This window comes from Burkholderia sp. Z1 (genome assembly GCF_014893795.1).
In the GTDB taxonomy this organism is placed as follows: domain Bacteria; phylum Pseudomonadota; class Gammaproteobacteria; order Burkholderiales; family Burkholderiaceae; genus Burkholderia; species Burkholderia theae.
The window spans coordinates 2,068,468-2,089,946 of sequence record NZ_JACFYL010000002.1; the positions used below are offsets into that span (position 1 = coordinate 2,068,468).

The following is a 21,479-nucleotide window of genomic DNA, read 5'->3' on the forward strand; positions in this document are numbered from 1 at the left end:
TTGTTGCTGACTTCAAAACAGTTCGAGTTCGCCCGATTCGACCATCGGCCCCACGTCCTGCACCGATTCGCGGAAATCCTCCGGCGACCAGCTGAGGCTGAACACGAAACGCTGGTCGAGACAGACGGAGCGCCCCGATGCCGGGTCGGTCATCCGGTACTTGAAACAGAGCTGCGGACAGTCTCCGCCGAACGAAATGAACTTCTGCTTGTGATTGACGACGAGCGGCACCTGCACCGGATGGCGCGCGAGTGCCTCGGCGTCGCCGAGATAGCGGTTCTTGAACGCGCCCCACACGAGGTTGGTCAGCTCGCCGAGCACGCTGTTCACGTCGCGGAAATCGGGCGCGCGTCCGTCGTCGCGCGTGCCGCCGAGCATGTCGAGCAGCGGCTGCTCGCTCGTCTGCAGCAGCATGTAGCCGCGGCACCACGCGCTTTCGAGCGCGATCAGGCTGAACACTTCGCCGAAGATGATCTGGTCGCGGACGATGCACGGCGTGTCGTGCTCGATCGCCATGCCCGGAAACAGGCTGTCGATACGCGCCTCGGTGATCTCCGAGATGCCGCGCACGAGCGCATTCGGGTAGTCGCGGCCGAACAGGTATTCGTCGATCGCGCGCTTGAGCGGCGTCATGTCGTCCGCGGCGTAGGCCGCGCACGCCACCCGCGCGAGCGCTTCGGGCAGCCCGTCGCGCGACGCGAGCGATTCGCGGCGCAGGATGATCGGCAGCTCGGGCCGCAGCGCGTCGATCTGCGTCGCGATGATCGCGCTCTCGGCTGGCGAGCCGCCGTAATCCTCGGCCAGCAGGATCGCACCGAGATCGATGTTCGAGCGCAGCACCTTCAGCAGCCGGTTGCGCCGCACGGTCAGGCAGACCAGGTTGTGCTCGTCGCAGAAGCGCTTGATCGCATCGGCGTGCGTGCGGCTGTCATCGAGCACGAGCACCTTGCTGACGGGTTGGTCGACGGTCATGTCAAGGGTTCCTAATGGTCGGTCAGAAGAGTTCGAGCTCGCCGCCGGTGTCCACGGTGGCCGTGTCCGGCATGTGGAAATCGACCGGCGCGTTCGCGCACACGCACAGCGTCGCGCCGACCCGCACGTCGCCGTCGAGCGTCAGGTCGTATGCGGCCACGTGATTGGGCGCGAGCGCGGGCAGGTAGTCGATGCTCGCGCCGCTCAGCAGGTAAGGCGTCGACATCCCGAGATCGGGAAACGGCACGGTCAGCGCCTGGTTGATCGCGCCGCAGCACAGGTTCGCGACTTCCATGAACGCTTCGGTCAGCGGCCGCTGGCCGCTCGTGCCCGCCGTCGCGCCGGCGAAATGGCGGCGCGTCGCATCGTCGTCGCTGAAGCGCAACGCGAGCAGCAAGCGGAAATGCAGCGCGGATATCGTCAGCACCGCAACGTGCTCCGGCACCTTCGGCCTCGATCGCGACGCGGCACGCGCAGGCTCGTGCTCGTGCGCGTCGGCCGCGGACGGCCGGATGTCGCACGTGCCGCCGGACGCGAGCCGCGTACGCGCCGCGTCGAAAAAGATCCGCTCGAAGCCGGCCCTGGCCTGCGCGCTGATCACGCCGCCTCTCCTTCGATTCGCGTGTGCAGCTGCCCGGCGAGCGTCTCGACGGTCGCGAGCGCGGCCGTGATCATCTTGCCGCCGGCCTGGATGTCCTGGAACGTCGCGGCCGTCACGAGATCGTTGCGGTTCAGGCTGTCGCGATAGCTGTTCGACAGTTGCTGCGAGCGCGCGGCCAGCCCGCGCACCTCGCTCGCGACGATCGAGAAGCCGCGCCCGGCCGTGCCGGCACGCGCGGCCTCGATCGACGCGTTCAGCGACACGATCGACACATGCGCGACGATCGCCGACAGTTCCTGGTTCTTCGCGCGCATGTCCTGGTTCTGCGTGGTCAGCGAGATCATCTGCTCGTGCCAGCGCTCGAACGTGCCGGCGAGCCCGCGCAGGCGCGCGGCTTCGTCGGCGATCTTCATCGCCTGCTGCGCGAGCGCGGCGCGGTCCGTCGACAGCGCCTGCAGCGCGTCGCGCTGCGCGCCGGTCGCGGACGCCTCACGCGCCAGCGCATCCTCGAGTTCGGCCTCGCGCTGCGTCCATGCATCGGCCGCTTCCGCATGCGCGGACGCCGCCTGGTCGGCGCGCGCGTCGGCTGCTTCGAGCGCGCCGCGCAATACATCCGTTTCGTGTTCCATCGCCGCGACGAGCCGCCCGCGCATCACGCGAAACACGACCGCCGCCACCACCGCGACGACAACGCCGCCCGCCAGCGCGGCGGCAACCTGAATCATCCACGCCTGCACGATCACTTCGTCACTCCGCCGTGCCGATATCCGCGATGCGTGCGCGCTCGTGCACGGCGTCGTGACCGGCGCCGTCCGCCGCGAAGCGCGCCGGCAGCGACACGATCGTCTCGAACGCGCGATACGGTGCGCCGACATGATCGTCGGTGAAGCGCAGCGCGATATCGCCGCCGTCGCGCTTCAGGAAGTTGCGCACCGCGTCCATGCCGACGCCGCGCCCCGACACTTCGGTCACCGTGTGCGCGGTCGAGAAGCCCGGCCGGAAGATCAGTTCGGCCACATCTTCGTCGGACAGCGCCGCGTCGTTGTCCGCATCGATCCACCCACGCTCGAGCGCGATGCCGCGAATCCGGTCGAGCGCGAGGCCGCGGCCGTCGTCGCTGAGCACGAACCACAGCTCGTCGCGGCCCACGCCGACCGCGATGTCGATCGTGCCGGACGCCGCCTTGCCGACCGCACGCCGCTCGTCGGACGATTCGATGCCGTGATCGATCGAATTGCGCAGCAGGTGCATGAACACGTTCTTCAGCGTCGCGCCGATTTCGCTGCGCACGCGATGGCCGTGGCTGTCGATATGCACGACGGGTGCCGGCTTGCCGAGTTCGGCCGCGAGCGACGGCAGCGACTCGATCACGCCGCCGAGCGCGTCGCCGATGCCCTGCGTGCCGAGCTGGCTCAGCATGCGGCGCACGGAATCACGCGCCGCGTGCCAGTCGGCCGCGTTCGCCGGATCGGCGCCGTCGAGCACGCGCAGGCTCTCGCTGATATGCGCGCGTTCGACCATCAGGTAATCGGCCCCGCCCTGCGCCGGTTCGCCGCTGCGGCCGAGCGTCACCGCGTTGATCGTCGCGTAATGTTCGACCGCCTCGCGCACGCGGGCCAGGTCGTCCATCAGCGCGTCGCGGTTCCACTCGGGGCCGCCGTCCGCGCGGCGCAGCGATTCGTACGCCTGCTCCGCTTCATGAACGATGTTGGTCAGATGCTGGAGGCTGTACGTGCGCGCGTTGCCCTTGATCGTGTGCATATTGCGGAACAGCGCCGCGACGATCGAGTGATCGACGCGCTCGTGCTGGCGGATCATCCGCTCGTTCTCGCTGAGGAAGCCCTTCGCGCTGTGCACGAAGTCGTGGAACTTGTCCTGGCTGATCGACAAAATCTCGCCGATCATCTCGAGGCGGCGCTGCTGCTCGCCGGCCTGTGCGGTCAGCTCGCGAATCTCCGTCACGTCGCGCACGCACAGCATCAGACGCACGACCGTGTCGGTCTCGTCGGTGATCGCCGACCAGCTCAGGTCGAGCCACTTCTCGCGGCCGTCCGGCATCCGCTTCGCGACTTCGTTGACGAGCAGGTGCGCATTGAACTCGAAGTTCATGCTGTCTTCGCCCAGGCATGCGTGCACGGCCGCATCGACCTGCGAACGCGCGTCGGAGCCGATCCCCGAATCGTCGAACACGAGCGCCATCAGGTCGCGGCCGGCGATGTCGCTCGTCTCGAAGATGGTTTCGAGGTACGCCGAATACTCCGCATGCACGACGCCGCCTTCGACGACGGTCAGGATCCCCTGCTGCATGTTCTGCAGCATCGCCTGGATGTCGGCCGTCTTCTGCTTGAGCTGCGCGGCGTTCTCCTGGATCTTCTCGATCATCCCGTTGAACGCGACGATCGAATGACCGATTTCGTCCATCCGGCCCACCGGCACGCGGCGCGTGAAATCCTGGCTCGTCGCGATCTCGCTCATCATCGTCTGCATCCGGATCAGCGGGCGCGTGATCTGGCGATACAGCACGAAGCCGAGCGCGGTCAGCAGCACGATCACCGTGCCGGCGACACCCGCGATCGCGGTCGCCGTCGTCGCGAGCATCCCGTTCAGCGCGCTGATCGCGTCGTCCTTCTGGCGGTTCTTCTCGACGCGCAGCGTATCGACGATGCTTTCGAGTTCGTCGCGATACTGCGCGACGTTCGCGAACAGGTAGGCCTGCGCCATTTCGGGCTTGCCGTCCGTCTTCATCTTCACGGTGTCGTCGATCGCCGCGAAATAGTTCGCGACGCTGTCCTTCGCCTGCGTGACGAGGCCCTCCTGCGCGCGGCCGACCGCCGATTTCGCCTGCACGTCGAGCGCGGCGCGCAGCGCGGCCTGCTTTGCCTTCAGCTCGTCGCGCGCCTGCGCGGCGGTGTTCGCGTCGGGCGCGTAGACGAGCGTCATCGTCGCGATCTGGATGTTCTTCACGTCGGCGACGAGATCCGCCGACGCGAGCGCGCTCGGCACGATTCCCTGGGTGACCTGACGCACCTCGGACGCGCTCTTGCGTGTCTGGTACACGGCATAGATGCCGATCGCGGACAGCGCGAAGAAGGTCAGGACGACTAGCAGCGTAATGCGATGACGGATGGTCATGAGTACAGCTCCCCGCAGCGATCCGGCTTCGATCGCCCTTTGGTCTATTGAAAGAATGTGAGCGCCGAATTATCGGGGATGGTGTATGACTGTCCGATGACCGTAATTCAATCGGTCATTGAGGAAATTGAAATGATTAATTGCGGCGGAAAAACCCTAAAGTTTTTCGCGGATCGGCCGTTAACTACCGGGCACCCGCGCCAAAACGGCTGCGGCGTGTGACGAATCGGCGGCATAGCGGATATTCATTGTTTTATTCGGATTCCGCCGATTCAATTTCATTGATGATCGGTAAAACGTTTGCGCATTATCGCGCGAGTCGATTCGTTTCCGTCCCTTGATTCGAAAAATATCGCATGCGGTGCGCGGGCCCGCGCCGGCCCGCGTCGTCGTTCACGGATCGAGCGCGCCGCCCGACCAGCCGGCCGACGGCCGCGAACCCGTCAGCTTCAGCGCGACGTCGCCCTGCGCGACCAGCCGCTCGCGGTTGCGCGTGACGATGCGCCCGGCCTGCGGCGCGACCAGCACATGCTCGCTGCCGGGCACACCCGGATGCGCGACGATCCGCGCGACGCGCTCGCCGGCCTCGACCGTCGCGCCGAGTTCGCGTTCGTAGACGAGCACGCCCGACACGGGCGCGATCAGCGTTTCCATGTGCGCGATCGGTACGGCTTCGCCGTGCCAGTCGGGCGCGCCGGGCGATTCCGCGATCACGCCGCGGCCGCGCAGGAACGCGAGCACGCCGTCGGCGTCGCGCTCGGCGAGTGCATCCGACACGTCGGACTGCCCGCGCAGCTCGACGGTCGCGACGAGCCGGTCGCTTAAGCCACCGCTGCGCGCCCAGTGCGCGGCGACGGCGCCTTCGAACGCACCGTCGTCGTCCTCGTCCCACAGGATCGCGACATCGGCGCCCAGCGCCGCGGCGAGATCGCGGCCGGCCGGCCACAGGTCGCGATGCAGGTACACGTACGGCAGCGCCTCGGAATCGGTATGGAGGTCGAGCACGATATCGGCGTCGCACGCGGCGGCAAGCAGCGTGCGCTGCCACGCGGCGAACGTCGTCGCGGGCCGGCGCGTGGCCGCCGATTCGTGGAAATGCCGGTTGAAATTGCGGTGCGTCGTTTCGTGGAAGCGGCCCAGCAGCCGCCCCTGCCGGAACTGTGCGAGCCCGAGCGGGTTGGCCTGCGGCACGACCGTCACCGCGCCGCGCAGCACGCCGCGATCGTGCGCCGCGCACAGTTGCGGCAGCAGCCGGTGCAGCACGAGCATGCCCGCGATCTCGTCCGCATGCACGCCGGCCTGCAGGTGCACACGCGGCCCGTCACCGGACGACAGGCGCCACGCGCGGATCGCGAGCGGCTGCCCGTTGTCGCCCGGCACCTGCCAGTTCAGCGTTTCGATCATCGTCTTTTCTCCTTCAGGACCGATGCATCATGCATGACGATTCACGACGACGCATGCGAACCAGCGCCAAGGCTTGCGACGAACGCTGCGATGCGCTCGCACGCGTCGGTCAGCCGCGCATCGTCGACGACGAAACCGAAGCGCACGAAACCCGACGCGGTGTCGCCGAACGCGCTCGCGTCGAGCAGCGCGACCTGCTTCGCGCGGAACAGCCCCCACGTGAACGCATGCGCATCCAGCCCGGTGCCGCGCACGTCGACCATCATGAACATCCCCGCTTCCGGCAGCAGGCAGCGCAGCCCCGGCACGTCGCGCAGGCGCGCGTACGCGAGATCGCGGCGGCGCCGGTAGAGTTCGCGCATGTCCGCGACGATCGCGGCCCGGTTGTCGAGCGCGGTAACGGCCGCCTGCTGGATGAAGCCCGGCAGCCCGTACAGCATGCACAGCGCGAGCCGCTCAGCATGCTCGATCAGCTCGGTCGGGCCGATCGCCCAGCCGACCCGCCAGCCCGGCATCGCATGCGATTTCGACAGGCTGCCGAGCGTCACCGTGCGCTCGGCCATCCCCGGCAGCGACGCGATGCTGACCATCTCGCGCTCGAACGTCAGCGCCGCATATACCTCGTCGGACACGACCCACAGATCGCGCTCGCAGGCGAGCCGCGCGATCCGTTCGAGGTCCGCGCGCGGCATCACGACGCCGGTCGGGTTGCAGGGCGTCGCAAAGAAAATCGCTTTGGTGCGCGGCGTCACGGCCGCTTCGAGCGCGGCGAAGTCGAGATGGAAACCGCGCGACGCATCGACCCGCACCGGCACGAGCGTCGCGCCCGACGCGCGCACGCTCGCCTCGTAGGTGAGATACATCGGCTCCGGCACGATCACCTCGTCGCCCGCCTCGCACAGGCACATCGCCATCGCGAACAGCGCGTTCTGCGCGCCGGCCGTCACGATCACATGCTCGGCACCGACCGCCTGCCCCGACGCTTTCGTGTGCTCGCGCGCGATCGCCGTGCGCAGTTCGGCGCGGCCGCGCACTTCGCTGTAGTGCGTGTCGCCGCCGCGCAGCGCGGCGACTGCACGCTCGACGATCACGTCGGGCGTCGCGAAATCGGGATCGCCGACGCTCAGGATGATCGCCGGCTCGCCGGCGGCAACCGCCTGCTGCGCCGCGTAGTGAATGTCCCATGCGGTCGTGCGCTTGCCCTGCAGGCGATCGACCAGCTTCGAATAGTTCATGCGTCCTCCATCGCGCGGCGTCCGTCCGGCTGCCGCGCCGTCAGTGGGTTCATTCAGCGCGGCATGCGCACGGGCACGCGCCGCTCGAGCCGGCCGAACGCGCGCTCGATCACGAACGCGAGCACGACGTAGATCACCGCGATCGCCAGCAGCGGCTCGTAGGTCCGCAGCGTCTGCGCGCGGATGTAGTTCGCGGCACCGAGCACGTCCATCACCGCGACCGTCGATGCGAGCGCCGTCGATTTCAGCAGCATCACGGTCTCGCCGGCCAGCGTCGGCAGCAGGATCTGGATCGCGCGCGGCAGCCAGACGCGGCGCGCGATCATCGACGGGCGCATCCCCATCGCGCGCGCGGCCTCGATCTCGCCCTTCGGCACGCCGCGCAGGCCGGCACGCAGCACCTCGCCGACATACGCGCCGACGCTGATCACGAGCGCGAACGCGACATACCAGAAGCCGTCGCGCAGGAACGGCCAGAACACGCTGTCGCGCAGCGCGGGCCAGCCCGCGAACAACGAGCCGACGCCATAGTAGATCAGGTAGATCTGCACGAGCAGCGGCGTGCCGCGTATCACCTCGGTGAAACCCTTGCTGACGCGCGCGATGATCGGGTTCGGCGACAGCCGCGCGAACGCGACGGCGATCGCGAGCCCGAAGCCGAATACGGCCGAGATGACGAGCAGCTTGACGGTGGTCAGCACGCCGAGCAGCAGCAGCGATCCGTAGGAAGACAGTACGCTCAGATCCATGACGTTGATCCGGTTCGATGGGAAAGCATGCGGGAAAGCGCGGCGCGGTTCACGATGCCGGCATCCAGCGGCCGAAGCGGCGCTCGATTTCGCGGAACAGCACACCGGACAGCGACGTGATCGCGAAATAGACGGCGGCCACCATCAGGTAGTAATGCATGTATTCGCGCGTCGAGCCGGCCGCCTGCTTCGCGGTGTAGAGCAGCTCGCTGTAGCCGACCACGCTGATCAGCGCGCTGTCCTTCACGAGGATCAGCCACAGGTTCGCGAAGCCCGCCAGCGCGTACGGCGCCATCGCCGGCAGCGTCACGCGCCGGAACACGAGCCCCGGCGGCGCGCCGAACGCGCGGCCGGCCTCGATCTGCCCGTACGGGATCGCGAGGATCGCGCCGCGGATGATCTCCGCCGCGTACGCGCCCTGCACGATGCCGAGCACGATCACCGCCGCCGCGAACCCGTTGACGGCGACCGGCCCGACGCCGATCGCCGTCATCAGCAGGTTGATCGCGTCGGTGCCCGCGTAGTAGAGCAGCAGGATCAGCAGCAGTTCGGGCACCGCGCGGCACACCGTCGTGTAGCCCTGCGCGATCCGTTCAAGCGCGCGCACGCCGGACAACTTCGCGGCCGCGCCCAGCAACCCGAGCACGATGCCGACGACGAACGCGCCGAGCGAAATCTCGAGCGTCACGCCCGCGCCCTGCAGCAGCGCGACGCCCCAGCCGTCCGGGTCCATGCCCAGGTAGCTCACCCATCCCCAACCGTCCATGCCGCCTCCTCGTCCGTGCGTGCGTGCGCCGGTGTATCCGTGTGCCGGTAGCGGCGCGATCAGTGCGGCCAGAGGTCGATCGGGAAATATTTCTTCGCGATCTGCGCGTACTTGCCCGATGCATGCAGCTGTTCGAGCGCCTGGTCCATCTGCTGCTTCAGCGGCGCATCGGCCTTGCGCATCCCCGCGCCGACGCCGTAGCCGAAGATCGCCGGATCCATCTTCACGCTGCCGGGGCCCTTCAGCTCGAACGTCGAGCCGTCCTTCGACTTCAGGAAATCGAGGATGCCGAGCTGGTCGAGATACATCGTGTCGATCCGGCCCGCGACGAGATCCGCGTTGCAGTCGTCCTGCGTGTTGTACAGGCGCACCGTCGCGCTCTTGCCGTACGCCATCTTGATGAACTCGGCGTTCGCGGTGGAACCCTGCACGCCGATCACCTTGCCCTTCAGGCCGTCGGGCGTCAGCGTGAGCTTCGTGTTCTTCGCGCCGACGAAGGTGCCCGGCGTTTCGTAGTACGGCCGCGAGAACGCGATCACCTTCTGGCGTTCCGGCGTGATCGACATCGAGTTGAAGATCACGTCGATCTTGTCGCTGAGCAGCGCCGGGATGATGCCGTCCCACGCGACTTCCTTGATCTCGCACTTCGCCTTCATCTGGTCGCACAGCGCGCGGATCAGGTCGGCCTCGAAGCCGCTCCACTGCCCGGTCGGGCTCTTCATCAGGAACGGCGGATACGGTTCGGCGGCGACGCCGAAGCGCAGCACGCCCGACGACGCATGCGCGGAACCGAGCGGCGCGAGCGCCGCGACGACGATACTGAACAGGCACAGCAGACTGCGTACGACACGTTTCATGGTCGGACTCCTTGCAGGAAAGATAGGGATCGGGCGGGCCGGCCCGCGCGTTCGCGGGCGGCTCCCGTGATTCAGTGGTGCTGCCGGTGCGCGTTGACGAACTGGCGGCAGCGCTCGCTCTGCGGCGCATCGAAGATTTCCGACGGCGTGCCGCTCTCCTCGACGCGCCCCTGGTGCAGGAACAGCACCTTGCTGGACACGTCGCGCGCGAACGCCATCTCGTGCGTGACAAGAATCATCGTGCGGCCTTCGCACGCGAGATCGCGGATCACCTTCAGCACTTCGCCGACACGCTCGGGGTCGAGCGCGGAGGTCGGCTCGTCGAACAGCATGACTTTCGGTCGCATCGCCAGCGCACGTGCGATCGCGACGCGCTGCTGCTGGCCGCCGGACAGGAAGGCCGGATAGACGTTGCGCTTGTCGGCCAGGCCGACGCGTTCGAGCAGTTGCTCGGCGCGCGCGATCGCTTCGGCGCGCGGCTCGCGCAGCACATGCACGGGCATCTCGATCACGTTCTCGAGCACCGTGCGGTGCGCCCACAGGTTGAAGCTCTGGAACACCATGCCGAGCCGCGTGCGGATCCGCTCGACCTGACGCGCATCGGTCGGCACGGTGCGACCCTTGCGGTCGACTTTCAGCCCGATCTCCTCACCGTCGACGACGATGCGCCCCCGGGTCGGCGTCTCGAGCAGGTTGATGCAGCGTAGCAGCGTGCTCTTGCCCGATCCGCTCGCACCGATCAGCGAGATCACCTCGCCTTCGCGCGCGCTCAGCGACACGCCCTTCAACACTTCCAGGTCGCCGAACCGCTTGTGCAGATCTTCCACCTGCACGCGTTCCTCGACGTCCGTTTTCACGCTCTCCACCCGCGCCAACATGCTGTCTCCTGTGTCGAATTCTCACGCCCGTCCCACGCGGGATCGTGGCGTCTTGTTGAATGGCCGACCAACCTCATGCGGAGTCGAGTATAGGTGCTGTTGAACAATGGTTCAACAGTTTTAAAATAATCCGGAGCAAGGGTTTTCGCGGGTTTCGCGACGCTTTCATCACCGTAATTGAACAAGCGTCCGGCACTCCCCTATAATCGGTGCCATGACGATTCCGTAAGGTCACCACGTGAAAAAGACTCCTGGCACGGCACCGGTTCAGGCACGCAGCCGCGGCATCCGAGAAACACCCGCGGTGCGTCAGCAATCGATCATCGACGCGACGATGCGCTGCATTGCGCGCTACAGCTATTCCGAGACCACGATCGACCGCATCTGCGCGGAAGCGAAGGTCTCGCGCGGGCTGATCAATCATCATTTCCAGTCGAAAGACGAACTGATGGCGCAGACCTACAAGCGGCTCGCGACCGACCTGCTCGACGTGTCGCGCGCGGCGGCCGCGAACGCGACGGGCCCCGAGGAAAAGCTCGATGCGATCATCAAGGTCTGCTTCGCCACGCCGGTGTTCGCGCCGAAGAACGTGAAGGTATGGCTCGGCTTCTGGAGCGTCGCGCACAGCGACCCGGTGATCCGCAAGGCGCACAAGGAGCTGTACAGCGGCTACCGGCAAGCGTTGAAGAAGCTGTTCGACCAGATCGCGGAAGTGCGCGGCGGCACCGTCGACAGCGATCTCGCCGCGCTGACGCTGACGGCCGTGATCGACGGCTTCTGGCTGGAGCTGGCGCGCGACCCGACATCGTTCACCGCGGAAGACGCGCTGACGAGCTGCCTGCGCGTCGTCGATACGTTCCTCCCGCCGCCGAAGACGGCCCGCAAGCGGGCGTAACGCATCACGCGCGCACACGCCGCCGGGCAACCGGCGGCGGCAACGACGGCCTCGCACGGTGCGAGGCCGTTCGCGTTTTCAGGCCGCTCGGATCTCGATCAGGTACGGCGCGTCGTGGGCGGCCGCTTCGCTCAGCGCACCGGCCAGCGAGGCGCCCTCTTCGACCCGCTGCGCACCCCATCCGTACGCACGCGCGATCGCGACGAAATCCGGCGTGTGCAGATCCACGCCGACCGGCTCGACGCCAACGTCGACCATCGCGCGCTTGATCTCCCCGTATCCGCCGTTGTTCAGCAGCACGACGATCACGCGGGCGCGGTGCTGCACCGCGGTGCCGAGCTCCGCGAGAGTGTACTGGAGCCCGCCGTCGCCGGCCACGCAGACGACCGGGCGCGACGCGTCGCCGAGGCTCGCCCCCACGGCGGCCGGCAGCCCGTAGCCGAGCGAGCCGAATCCCACCGACGCGTTGAACCAGCTGCGCGGGCGCGGCGCCGCGAACCCGACGTTGCCCGCGTAGACGATGCGCGTCGAATCGCCGACGATCGCCGCATCGGGCAGCGCGTCGCGCACGCTGTCGAGCAGCGCGAGGTCGCGCCGCATCTCGTCGTTCAGTTCCTGCCGCGCCGCCGCTCGGCACGTCGCCGCGCGTTCAATGCCGTCGCCGTCCGGGCGCACGGACGCATCGGCCGGCCAGCTGCGCCGGAGTGCGCGCACGGTTTCGCCGACGTCGCCGAGCAGCGGCAGCGCAGGCACCGCGTTGCGGCACAGCTGTTGCGGGTCGATGTCGATCCGCACGAGCGGCGCGGGTATCGCGAAGCTGCGCGTCGCGTACAGATCGTAGTCGGTCGGCCCCAGCTCGGTGCCGAGCGCAATGATCAGGTCGCTGTCGCGCATCAGCGCGCGCACCGCGTCGCTCGACGCCGACCACGCGATGCCGAGCGGATGCGCGGGCGGCAGCACGCCGCGCCCGTTGATCGTCATCACGACCGGTGCGTCGAGCGTTTCCGCGAGCCAGCGCACGTCGTCGGCCGCGTCGAGCGCGCCGCCGCCCGCGAGGATCAGCGGCGCGCGCGCGGCGGCCGCCTTCGCACGGAATGCGTCGATGCCCTGGGCCGATGCGGGCCCCGGCGCGATGCGCGGCGGCGCGTCCGGCACGGGCGGCAACGCATCGGCAAGCGCCGCGAGCACGTCGAGCGGAATCTGGATATGCACGGGGCGCGGCCGGCCACCCGAAAACACCGCGAATGCGCGCGCGATCGCCTGCGGCAGCGCGTCGGCGCGCGGCACCGTGTAGCTGAACGCGGCGACGTTCTCCGCGAACGCATGCTGGTCCGGCAATTCGTGCAGATGGCCGTTGCCCGAACCGAGGTCGCCGGATGCGTTGACGCTCGAGATCACCAGCATCGGAATCGAATCCGCATACGCCTGTGCCATCGACGTCGCGATGTTCGTCATGCCGGGCCCGGTGATCACGAAACACACGCCGGGCTTGCCGGTCGCGCGCGCATAACCGTCCGCCATGAAACCCAGGCCCTGCTCGTGGCGCGCGCTCACGTGACGCAGCGCGCTGCCGGCCAGGCCGCGATACAGCTCGATCGTATGCACGCCGGGAATGCCGAACACCGTGTCGACGCCGTAGGCGGCGAGCAGATCGACGAGGTACATGCCTACAGTTTTCATAAGGTTTCCATCGTTCAGGACAGGTTTGAAGATCGTACGCCGGCCACGGCCGTCAATGCGCGAGCCCCGGCAGCAGTTCGCGCACACCCTGCGCGAGCATCTGGAACGCGATCGCGGTCAGCACGATGCCGGACAGCCGCTCGACCAGCGTCCTGCCGATCTCGCCGAGCCGGCGGCACCACGACGCCGAGCACGCATACGTGAGCCCGATCACGCCCGCATGCAGCACGCAGGCGGCGCTCAATGCCAGCAGGTCGGCGGGCGTATGGAAGCGCGTCGCGGTCGTGATCACGAGCGACATCACCGCGCTGCCGATCGACAGCGGGAAGATCAGCGGCACCGCGATGTAGTTGCGCCATTGCGCATACTCGAGCCGCGTGTCGCTGCCGCTGCGTTCGTCGTTCGCCGTGCCGCGCATCATCGGGATCGACCACAGGCACAGCACGAGGCCGCCCGTCAGCGTCAATGCGCCGAGCGTCAGGCCCAGCATGCGTAGCAGGAACTGCCCGCCCCATACCGCGCCGACCATCAGCGTCGCGATCCACGCGAACAGCCGGAACGCGATCTGCCGCTGCGTCGCGTCCGGGAAATGCCCGGTGACCGCCGCGTACATCGGGATCGCGACGGGCGGACAGAACAGCGTCAGCAGGCCCGTCAGGAACAGCAGCACGTCGCTCGACGTCAGGGTCATCGTTCGCACTCGGATGCGGTCGGGTGGATAAGGAATGCAATGGCATCGCGGCCGGGGCTGGGTCAGCCGAGTTCGGCGTGGAGTTCGGGGACCGTCGAGAACAGGTCGCCGACGAGGCCGTAGTCGGCCACGCTGAAGATCGGCGCTTCCGGATCCTTGTTGATCGCGACGATCACCTTCGAATCCTTCATGCCGGCCAGATGCTGGATCGCACCCGAGATGCCCACCGCGATGTACAGCTGCGGTGCGACAATCTTGCCGGTCTGGCCAACCTGATAGTCGTTCGGCACGTAGCCTGCGTCGACTGCCGCGCGCGATGCGCCGAGTGCCGCCGACAACTTGTCGGCCAGCGGCTCCAGCACCTTCGTGTAGTTCTCGCCGCTACCCAGACCGCGGCCGCCCGACACGATGATGCTTGCGCTGGTGAGTTCCGGACGATCCAGCTTCGTCACTTCACGGCTCACGAACTGCGACTTGCCGGCGTCGGCCGCTGCCGCGATCTTCTCGACCGCTGCGCTGCCGCCTTCGGCCGCGACCGGATCGAAACCCGTCGCACGCACCGTGATGACCTTGACCGGATCGCTCGACTGCACCGTCGCGATTGCGTTGCCCGCGTAGATCGGGCGCTCGAACGTATCGGCCGAATCGACCGCCGTGATGTCCGAGATCTGCGCGACGTCCAGCTTCGCTGCGATACGCGGTGCAATGTTCTTGCCGTAGGCGGTAGCCGGCGCGAGGATGTGCGAGTAGTCCTTCGCGATGTTCAGCGCGGTCGCTTCGACGTTTTCAGCCAGGCCCGCTTCGAGCTGCGGCGCGTCGGCCAGCAGCACCTTCGACACACCTGCGATCTTCGCCGCTGCGTCCGCAGCCGCTTGCGCGTTGTGGCCCGCGACCAGCACGTGAATGTCGCCGCCGACGAATTGGCCAACCTCGGCTGCCGCCGCCACCGTGTTCAACGTCGCGGCCTTGACCGACGCGTTGTCGTGTTCTGCAATCACCAGTATCGTCATTTCCTTGCGCTCCCTCTTACAGCACCTTGGCTTCGGTCTTCAGCTTCTCGACCAGCGTCTTCACGTCCGGCACCTTCACGCCGGCCGCGCGCTTCGGCGGCTCGTTCACCTTGAGCACTTTCAAACGCGGCGTCACGTCCACGCCCAGGTCGTCGGACTTCACGATTTCCAGCGGCTTCTTCTTCGCCTTCATGATGTTCGGCAACGTCACATAGCGCGGCTCGTTCAAACGCAGGTCCGTGGTCACCACGGCCGGCAGTTGAAGCGACAGCGTTTCCGCGCCGCCGTCGACTTCGCGTGCGACCGTTGCCTTACCATCCGCCACCGTCACCTTCGACGCGAACGTCGCTTGCGGCAGGTTGGCCAGCGCAGCCAGCATCTGGCCCGTCTGGTTCGAATCGTCGTCGATCGCCTGCTTGCCGAGGATCACCAGTTGCGGCTGTTCCTTGTCGACCAGCGCCTTCAGGATCTTCGCGACGGCCAGCGGCTCGACGCTGTCGGTCGATTCGACGAGGATCGCGCGATCCGCGCCGATCGCCAGCGCCGTGCGCAGCGTTTCCTGCGCCTGCGTGACGCCCACCGACACGGCGATCACTTCGGTCGCGACGCCCGCTTCCCTCAGGCGCACGGCTTCTTCAACGGCGATTTCGTCGAACGGGTTCATCGACATCTTCACGTTCGCGAGGTCGACACCCGTGTTGTCCGACTTCACGCGGACCTTCACGTTGTAATCGGCTACCCGCTTCACTGCCACCAGTACCTTGATGCTCATTCATTCCCCCGGAATCGGATCGTTCAGTCCTGCGCGGCTTCCTGCGGCGCGCGTTCGCGCGGCCGCATGTCGCCATCGAAATCGTCGAGCGTCGGGAACGCCATCGGTTCCAGCCGATCGAGCTGCGCCAGGTACGCGTCGTAGCGCTCTAGAACGGCCGCGCGCTCGGCGTCGCCGATATACGGCACGTGATAACCGACGAACGACGGCAGCACGTCGAACCCCGCATAACCGAGCGTGCCGCGCAGCACGTGGCGCAGCATCAGGTCCATCTCGCCGTGCACGCCGTCCGCGCCGAACATGTAGTCGCGGCCGCCGCACGTATAGGCGAGCAGCGCGCGCTTGCCGCGCATTCCGCCGCGATCGTAGAAACGCACGCCGCCATATACCTTGCCCGACACGAGCACGCGGTCGACCCAGCCCTTCATGATCGCCGGCATCGAGCACCAGAACAGCGGGAAGCTCAGGATCAGCAGGTCGCAGGCGACCAGCTTGTCGAGTTCGGCGGCGATGTCGGGGGCGATCGCGTGCGCGGCGACGTTCTCGCGCTGCTCCAGCGCATAGACGAGATAGTCTGGATTCTTCCGCACGCCGAAATCGGCCGCGCTCGCGACCGGGTTCCACTGCATCGCGTACAGGTCGGACACCGTCACGGTATGCCCCTGCGCTTCGAGCGTGCTCACCGCGCGGTGCAGCATCGACGTGGTGAACGACTGCGGTTCGGGATGGGCGTGAACGATCAGGACTTTCATGGTGCTGTTTTTCTCCGCAACGTAACGTTGATTCGGTTGATATCAGACGGACCCGGCCGCGCGCTTGCGCAGCAGCGACAGGCCGATCGCGATACAGGTGGCCGCCAGCAGCAGCGTGGAGACCGACGCGATCGCCGGATCGACGTTCTCGCGCATCCCGTCCCACATGCGGCGCGGCAGCGTGTAGACGCCCCGGCTCGAAATGAACAGCGTGACGACCAGTTCGTCCCACGACAGGATGAACGCGAACACGGCCGCCGACAGCACGCCGGGCCGGATCGACGGCAGGATCACGTAACGCAGCGTCTGCGACAGGTTCGCCCCGAGGCTGCGCGATGCCTGCTCGATCCGCAGGCCGACCGTCGCGAGCGACGCGGATACCGCAACGACCACGTAAGGCACCGACAGCACGACATGCGACAGGATCACCGCCGGATAGCTGTCGAGCATCCCGAGTTCGCCCCACAGCCGGTAGAACGCGAGCGCCGACACGATCGGCGGCACGATCAGCGGAAACAGGATCACGCCGCGCACCAGCTCGCCGCGCCGCGATGCCACCTTCCACAAGCCGATCGCACACAAGGTGCCGAGCGTCACCGAGATCGCCGACGAAACGAGCGCGATCAGCCCGCTCTGCAGGAAGCTCGACACCCAGCCGTCGTCGTCGAGCAGCACGCTGTAATGCCGCAGCGACAGCGCGCCGTCCGGCATCGACAGGTAGTCGCTCGGCGTCAGCGACACAGGCACCGACACGAGCAGCGGCAGCATCAGGAACAGGATCGCGGCCCATGCGACGCCGATCACCAGCGCGCGGCCGGCCGTCAGTCTGGTCTTCATCTTCAATTCCTCCGGTCGGATTCAGCGCGCGCCGAACAGCTCGCGCAGGTCGACGAAGCGTGCGAGCAGCGCGAGCGCGGCCAGGATCGACGCCAGCAGCAGCGACGCGAGCGCCGCCCCGCTGCCCCAGTTCATGAGCTGCAGGATCTGCGTGCTGATGTATTCGGCGATCATCACCGTGCGGCCGCCGCCGAGAATCACCGGCGTCACGTAGAAACCGAGCGAGAAGATGAACACGAGGATCGCCGCGCCGACGATGCCCGGCCGCGTCTGCGGGAAATACACCTTGCGGAACGTGACGAGCGCGCCCGCGCCGAGCCCCTGCGACGCGCGCACCAGCTGCGGGTCGATGCCTTTCATGTTCGCGTACAGCGGCAGCACCGCGTACGGGATCATGAAGTGGATCATCCCGATCACGACGCCGATCTCGTTGCGCATCAGCGGCAGCGGCGCATCGATCAACCCGATGCGCATCAGCAGCGTGTTGACGAGCCCCTGCTCGCCGAGCAGGAACAGCCACGAGAACGCGCGCACCAGCACCGATGCCCAGAACGGCACGAGCAGCCCGAACATCAGCGCCATCCGCTGGCGCGGCCCGACGTGCGCCATCGCATACGCGATCGCATAACCGAGCGCGACCGAGCACACGGTCGTGACCGCGCATACACGCAGCGTCGTCCACAGCACGCGGTGCACACCACGGTTGTCCAGCAGCCGCGCATAGTTGTGCAGGCCGGGCTCCGGCACCGCGAAGCCGAGCCACAGCACGCGCACGAGCGGATACACGTACAGCACGATCAGCACCGCGAGCAGCGGCCCGACCAGCAGCCAGTAGCGGTCGGCTTTCGCGCGGCCGAGCGGGGCGGCGCCCGCGACAGGGGTAGTCAGGGTATTCATCGCATCACGCTCACGAGGCAGCGGCTCAGGACGACATCAGGTCGGTGTACTGCGCGAGCGTCGCTTCGTAATGCTGCGCCCACCACTCGGGATTCACCTTGCACTGTTTGGCCCAGTTCTCCGGCGTACCGGGATTGTCCGCGCGCAGCGCCTGCGGCACGGCGGCCGTCGCGGCCGGCGTCACCGGCCCGTTGCCGAGCAGCGACAGCAGGCGCACCTGCGGCTCGACGCCCTGCACGAACTTGATGAACTGCCACACGGCGTCGCCCGACGGATTGTTCTTCGGCACGCCCCACACGTCGCACGACGCGAGCCCCTGCTCCCACGTATAGCGGAACCGTCCGCTGCTCTCGCGCTGCAGCACGTTCGCGCGCGTATGCCAGATGCACGCCATGCTGACTTCGCCGTTGCGCAGCAGTTGCAGGCTGTCCGCGCCGGAATCCCACAGCAGCACGTTCGAGCGCAGCTCCTTGAGCTTCTTCATCGCGCGCGGCACATCGATCGGGTAGACCTTGTCCTTGTCGACGCCGTCGGCCATCAGCGCGGCTTCCAGTGCGCCGCCCATCCACTTCCACAACCCGCGCTTGCCCGGAAACTTGCCGACATTCCAGAAATCGGCCCAGTTCTTCGGCGGATTCGCACCGAACTTGCGCGCGTCGTAGACGAGCACGTAGCTCAGCAGGTACGACGGCACGCCGAAATCCGATGCGAGCCCCGGCAACGCGTTGCGGCCGACGACCGAATAATCGATCGGCCGCAGGAACCCCTGCTTGCCGAGCTTGATCGCCGCGAAACCGTCGAGATCCATCACGTCCCAGATCACGTTCCTGTTCTCGACCATCGCCTTGATCTTGCCGTCCTCCGGCGACGAGTCGTAGCCCATCCTGATCCCGCTCGCCTTCGTGAACGGGTCCATGTACGCGGAGCGGAACGCGGCGCGCGCCTCGCCGCCCCACGCGCTGAGCACGATTTCCTTCGGGTTCGCGGCCAGCGCATCCTTCGCGCCCGTCGCCAGCAGCGTCGGCGCGAGGCCGGCGGCCGCGCACAGCCGCAGGAAGTCGCGGCGGCGCTGCGACGTCGCGGGTTGAAGATCGCGTGCTTGGTCGAGCAGGTCCTGCAGATAGCGGTTCGTCATGGTGTCTCCTCCAGGCTGGGCAGCGCCCGCACGCATCTCGTCGTTTCCGGGCACCGTTGAATCGGCCGGCGACGACGGCGCTCGCCGCGTCGCGCGGGATGCATCGTTCGTCGCGTCAGTCCGACGCGATCTGGCAGGTCGCGTCGCGCTCCCACTGCACGAACACGTCCATGCCGGTGCGCGGCGACGCGAGTCCGCGCCAGGCCGGCACGTCGGCGGTCACGCAGCCAAGCGCCGCAGTCTCGATCTCGAAGCGGTACGACGAACCGAAATAGCTCCAGTGGCGAATCCGGCCAGCCACTTCGTTGTGCGCGCCACCACACGATGTGGCCGAGACGCCGACCTTCTCCGGCCGCAGCGCGAACAGCAGCGTGTCGTCCGGCCGCGCACCGCAGGCGGGCGCGACGAACCGCGCGTCGCCGACGCGATAGTGCGTCGCCGCGCCATCGCCGCCGAGCGCGACCGCTTCGATGAAGTTGCTCTTGCCGAGGAAATCGGCGACGAAGCGGTTGGCCGGCTGTTCGTACAGCCCGTCCGGCGTCCCGATCTGTTCGAGCCGGCCGTCGCGCATGATCGCGATGCGGTCCGACATCGACAGCGCCTCCTCCTGATCGTGCGTGACGAACAGGAACGTTGCGCCGAGCCGTTCGTGCAGTGCCTTCAGTTCGACCTGCACCTCGCCGCGCAGCTTGCGGTCGAGCGCGCCGAGCGGCTCGTCGAGCAGCACGAGATCGGGATCGAACACCAGCGCGCGCGCAATCGCAACGCGCTGCTGCTGGCCGCCGGACAACTGGCGCGGCAAACGGTCCGCGAGCTGGCCGAGCCGCACGAGATCGAGCGCGGCCTTCACGCGCTTCACCGCGTCGGGCCCCTTCTGCTTGCGCACCATCAGCGGATACGCGACGTTCTGCTCGACCGTCATGTGCGGAAACAGCGCATAACCCTGGAACACCATCCCGAAGTTGCGCTTCTCGGGCGGCAACGCGACGATGCTGCGGCCGCCGACGCGCAGGTCGCCGGTCGTCGGATGCTCGAACCCCGCGACGATCGTCAGCAACGTCGTCTTGCCGGAACCCGACGGCCCGAGGATCGTCAGGAATTCGCCGCGCGGAATGTCGATCGTCGTTTCCCGCAGCGCATGCACATTGCCGTAGCGCTTCGACACGCGGTCGATCTGCAGACCCGCGCCGCTCGCTGTGCGCCCCGCCGATTCCGCGCGAACCGCGTGCGCACCGGGCCCACCCTGCTCCACACCTGCCGTCGTCTCCATCACCGCGCTCATCGCGTGTCTCCTGGTCAACTCACATTTGGGTTGAACGTTCATTTAACAGAACTTATACTATGCCGAAATGCGGTTCGCAAGTAGCGGCGACCCTTGCCGGCTCTGACACAACACGACACCCAACACCAAGGAGACAGTGGCAACATGAGCAACGAGGACATCCGAATCGAACGGCACGACGGGGTCGTGACGCTTCGCCTGAACCGCCCGGCGAAGCGCAATTCGCTCGCGCGGCCGCATCTCGATTTTCTTCGCGACACGCTGGATACGCTCGCGAACGACCCGGCCGTGCGCTGCCTCGTGCTGACCGGCACCGGCAGCGCATTCTGTGCGGGCGCGGACGTCGACGAATGGGCCGAGGCCGAGCGCAACGGCGAGCTCGACACCTACGGCTGGAGCGAGCGCGCGCACCGCTTCGTCGAGGCGCTGGCGTCCTTTCCGCGCCCGACCGTCGCGGCGCTGAACGGCTCGACGGTCGGCGCGGGCACCGACATCGGCTTCGCGTGCGACTTCCGCATCGCCAGCACGGCCGCGACGCTGCGCTGCGGCTACACGGGCATGGGCTACAGCCCCGACATGGGCGGCAGCTGGTTCCTGCCGCGTCTCGCGCGGCCCGACGTCGTACGCCGCTTCATCTTCCTGAACGAACGCTGGAACGCGCAGGACGCGCTCGCGGCCGGCTTCGTGTCCGAAGTCGTCGATACCGACGCGTTCGCACAGCACGTCGCCGCCTTCGCCGCGCGTCTCGCACAAGGGCCGAGCGTCGCGTTCGGCCATGCGAAGGCGCTGCTCGCGCAGTCGCTCACACACACCCTCGCCGAGCAATTGCGCGGCGAGCTGGCGGCCTGCGTCGCGTGCGGTCACAGCGAGGACGGCCAGGAAGCGCTTCGCGCGTCGGTCGAGGGGCGCGCACCTAATTTTGTCGGGAGATGAT

General features: G+C 67.4%; 21 protein-coding genes. 2 read left to right on the top strand and 19 right to left on the bottom strand.

Annotation, left to right across the window (positions count from 1 at the left end; all coding sequences use genetic code 11):
* Window positions 1-12: 12 nt before the first annotated feature.
* From H3H55_RS26235 to H3H55_RS26280, 10 genes are all read right to left on the bottom strand, one after another.
* Complete coding sequence (locus H3H55_RS26235; RefSeq protein ID WP_129517088.1) at window positions 13-972, bottom strand: chemotaxis protein CheX; 960 nt, start codon at window positions 970-972, stop codon at window positions 13-15.
* A gap of 22 nt (window positions 973-994) precedes the next feature.
* A complete protein-coding gene (locus tag H3H55_RS26240; RefSeq protein ID WP_193100825.1) occupies window positions 995-1,573 on the bottom strand; it encodes a hypothetical protein in 579 nt (192 codons plus the stop codon).
* A complete protein-coding gene (locus H3H55_RS26245) occupies window positions 1,570-2,310 on the bottom strand; it encodes a methyl-accepting chemotaxis protein (protein ID WP_413463992.1) in 741 nt (246 codons plus the stop codon). Before H3H55_RS26245 ends, H3H55_RS26240 begins: the two co-directional genes overlap by 4 nt.
* 10 nt (window positions 2,311-2,320) lie before the next feature.
* Window positions 2,321-4,705, bottom strand: a complete 2,385-nt coding sequence (locus H3H55_RS26250) for an MCP four helix bundle domain-containing protein (RefSeq protein WP_193100827.1) — start codon at window positions 4,703-4,705, stop codon at window positions 2,321-2,323.
* A 393-nt stretch (window positions 4,706-5,098) separates the two neighbouring features.
* On the bottom strand, window positions 5,099-6,109 hold the full coding sequence (locus H3H55_RS26255; protein WP_193100828.1) for a succinylglutamate desuccinylase/aspartoacylase family protein: 1,011 nt from the start codon (window positions 6,107-6,109) through the stop codon (window positions 5,099-5,101).
* A gap of 41 nt (window positions 6,110-6,150) precedes the next feature.
* Entirely contained in the window at window positions 6,151-7,344 is a 1,194-nt protein-coding gene (locus H3H55_RS26260; protein WP_193100829.1) for a pyridoxal phosphate-dependent aminotransferase, read from the bottom strand.
* A 53-nt stretch (window positions 7,345-7,397) separates the two neighbouring features.
* Window positions 7,398-8,093 (bottom strand): ABC transporter permease, encoded by a 696-nt coding sequence (locus H3H55_RS26265; RefSeq protein WP_129517082.1) that lies wholly within the window; start codon window positions 8,091-8,093, stop codon window positions 7,398-7,400.
* 49 nt (window positions 8,094-8,142) lie between these two features.
* The gene (locus H3H55_RS26270; RefSeq protein WP_048246355.1) at window positions 8,143-8,859 is read right to left on the bottom strand and encodes an ABC transporter permease; all 717 of its coding nucleotides are present in this window, start codon (window positions 8,857-8,859) and stop codon (window positions 8,143-8,145) included.
* 59 nt (window positions 8,860-8,918) lie between these two features.
* Window positions 8,919-9,716: a transporter substrate-binding domain-containing protein gene (locus tag H3H55_RS26275; RefSeq protein WP_193100830.1), complete on the bottom strand. Its 798-nt coding sequence runs from the start codon at window positions 9,714-9,716 to the stop codon at window positions 8,919-8,921.
* Window positions 9,717-9,787: 71 nt separating this feature from the next.
* Window positions 9,788-10,594 carry an ABC transporter ATP-binding protein gene (locus tag H3H55_RS26280; protein ID WP_129517080.1) on the bottom strand — a complete coding sequence of 269 codons (807 nt, stop codon included), beginning with the start codon at window positions 10,592-10,594 and terminating at the stop codon, window positions 9,788-9,790.
* A 238-nt stretch (window positions 10,595-10,832) separates the two neighbouring features.
* On the opposite strand from H3H55_RS26280, the gene H3H55_RS26285 reads away from it, so the two are divergent.
* A complete protein-coding gene (locus H3H55_RS26285) occupies window positions 10,833-11,489 on the top strand; it encodes a TetR family transcriptional regulator C-terminal domain-containing protein (protein WP_240674511.1) in 657 nt (218 codons plus the stop codon).
* Between the two features lie 78 nt (window positions 11,490-11,567).
* Here the strand turns inward: H3H55_RS26285 and H3H55_RS26290 are convergent, their stop codons facing one another.
* The 9 genes from H3H55_RS26290 to H3H55_RS26330 form a co-directional block, all read right to left on the bottom strand.
* Window positions 11,568-13,169, bottom strand: a complete 1,602-nt coding sequence (locus H3H55_RS26290) for a 5-guanidino-2-oxopentanoate decarboxylase (protein ID WP_193100831.1) — start codon at window positions 13,167-13,169, stop codon at window positions 11,568-11,570.
* A 52-nt stretch (window positions 13,170-13,221) separates the two neighbouring features.
* Window positions 13,222-13,860, bottom strand: coding sequence for a MarC family protein (locus H3H55_RS26295; protein WP_193100832.1), 639 nt, complete (start codon window positions 13,858-13,860; stop codon window positions 13,222-13,224).
* A 62-nt stretch (window positions 13,861-13,922) separates the two neighbouring features.
* On the bottom strand, window positions 13,923-14,870 hold the full coding sequence (locus H3H55_RS26300) for an electron transfer flavoprotein subunit alpha/FixB family protein (protein WP_193100833.1): 948 nt from the start codon (window positions 14,868-14,870) through the stop codon (window positions 13,923-13,925).
* A gap of 16 nt (window positions 14,871-14,886) precedes the next feature.
* Window positions 14,887-15,636: an electron transfer flavoprotein subunit beta/FixA family protein gene (locus tag H3H55_RS26305; protein ID WP_193102161.1), complete on the bottom strand. Its 750-nt coding sequence runs from the start codon at window positions 15,634-15,636 to the stop codon at window positions 14,887-14,889.
* 29 nt (window positions 15,637-15,665) lie between these two features.
* On the bottom strand, window positions 15,666-16,394 hold the full coding sequence (locus H3H55_RS26310; protein WP_174383918.1) for an NAD(P)H-dependent oxidoreductase: 729 nt from the start codon (window positions 16,392-16,394) through the stop codon (window positions 15,666-15,668).
* Between the two features lie 42 nt (window positions 16,395-16,436).
* A complete protein-coding gene (locus H3H55_RS26315) occupies window positions 16,437-17,231 on the bottom strand; it encodes an ABC transporter permease (RefSeq protein WP_129517075.1) in 795 nt (264 codons plus the stop codon).
* Between the two features lie 21 nt (window positions 17,232-17,252).
* Window positions 17,253-18,128: an ABC transporter permease gene (locus H3H55_RS26320; protein ID WP_193100834.1), complete on the bottom strand. Its 876-nt coding sequence runs from the start codon at window positions 18,126-18,128 to the stop codon at window positions 17,253-17,255.
* Window positions 18,129-18,153: 25 nt separating this feature from the next.
* A complete protein-coding gene (locus H3H55_RS26325; protein WP_193100835.1) occupies window positions 18,154-19,263 on the bottom strand; it encodes an ABC transporter substrate-binding protein in 1,110 nt (369 codons plus the stop codon).
* Between the two features lie 115 nt (window positions 19,264-19,378).
* The gene (locus H3H55_RS26330; protein ID WP_193100836.1) at window positions 19,379-20,545 is read right to left on the bottom strand and encodes an ABC transporter ATP-binding protein; all 1,167 of its coding nucleotides are present in this window, start codon (window positions 20,543-20,545) and stop codon (window positions 19,379-19,381) included.
* Between the two features lie 144 nt (window positions 20,546-20,689).
* On the opposite strand from H3H55_RS26330, the gene H3H55_RS26335 reads away from it, so the two are divergent.
* On the top strand, window positions 20,690-21,478 hold the full coding sequence (locus H3H55_RS26335; protein WP_193100837.1) for an enoyl-CoA hydratase/isomerase family protein: 789 nt from the start codon (window positions 20,690-20,692) through the stop codon (window positions 21,476-21,478).
* Window position 21,479: the final 1 nt, after the last annotated feature.

Excerpts from the sequence above, each read along its gene's own strand:
- H3H55_RS26235 (WP_129517088.1), bottom strand. The coding sequence starts at position 972 with ATGACCGTCGACCAACCCGTCAGCAAGGTGCTCGTGCTCGATGACAGC.
- H3H55_RS26250 (WP_193100827.1), bottom strand. The coding sequence starts at position 4,705 with ATGACCATCCGTCATCGCATTACGCTGCTAGTCGTCCTGACCTTCTTC.
- H3H55_RS26255 (WP_193100828.1), bottom strand. The coding sequence starts at position 6,109 with ATGATCGAAACGCTGAACTGGCAGGTGCCGGGCGACAACGGGCAGCCG.
- H3H55_RS26260 (WP_193100829.1), bottom strand. The coding sequence starts at position 7,344 with ATGAACTATTCGAAGCTGGTCGATCGCCTGCAGGGCAAGCGCACGACC.
- H3H55_RS26265 (WP_129517082.1), bottom strand. The coding sequence starts at position 8,093 with ATGGATCTGAGCGTACTGTCTTCCTACGGATCGCTGCTGCTGCTCGGC.
- H3H55_RS26270 (WP_048246355.1), bottom strand. The coding sequence starts at position 8,859 with ATGGACGGTTGGGGATGGGTGAGCTACCTGGGCATGGACCCGGACGGC.
- H3H55_RS26275 (WP_193100830.1), bottom strand. The coding sequence starts at position 9,716 with ATGAAACGTGTCGTACGCAGTCTGCTGTGCCTGTTCAGTATCGTCGTC.
- H3H55_RS26280 (WP_129517080.1), bottom strand. The coding sequence starts at position 10,594 with ATGTTGGCGCGGGTGGAGAGCGTGAAAACGGACGTCGAGGAACGCGTG.
- H3H55_RS26290 (WP_193100831.1), bottom strand. The coding sequence starts at position 13,169 with ATGAAAACTGTAGGCATGTACCTCGTCGATCTGCTCGCCGCCTACGGC.
- H3H55_RS26295 (WP_193100832.1), bottom strand. The coding sequence starts at position 13,860 with ATGACCCTGACGTCGAGCGACGTGCTGCTGTTCCTGACGGGCCTGCTG.
- H3H55_RS26300 (WP_193100833.1), bottom strand. The coding sequence starts at position 14,870 with ATGACGATACTGGTGATTGCAGAACACGACAACGCGTCGGTCAAGGCC.
- H3H55_RS26310 (WP_174383918.1), bottom strand. The coding sequence starts at position 16,394 with ATGAAAGTCCTGATCGTTCACGCCCATCCCGAACCGCAGTCGTTCACC.
- H3H55_RS26315 (WP_129517075.1), bottom strand. The coding sequence starts at position 17,231 with ATGAAGACCAGACTGACGGCCGGCCGCGCGCTGGTGATCGGCGTCGCA.
- H3H55_RS26320 (WP_193100834.1), bottom strand. The coding sequence starts at position 18,128 with ATGAATACCCTGACTACCCCTGTCGCGGGCGCCGCCCCGCTCGGCCGC.
- H3H55_RS26325 (WP_193100835.1), bottom strand. The coding sequence starts at position 19,263 with ATGACGAACCGCTATCTGCAGGACCTGCTCGACCAAGCACGCGATCTT.
- H3H55_RS26330 (WP_193100836.1), bottom strand. The coding sequence starts at position 20,545 with ATGAGCGCGGTGATGGAGACGACGGCAGGTGTGGAGCAGGGTGGGCCC.
- H3H55_RS26335 (WP_193100837.1), top strand. The coding sequence starts at position 20,690 with ATGAGCAACGAGGACATCCGAATCGAACGGCACGACGGGGTCGTGACG.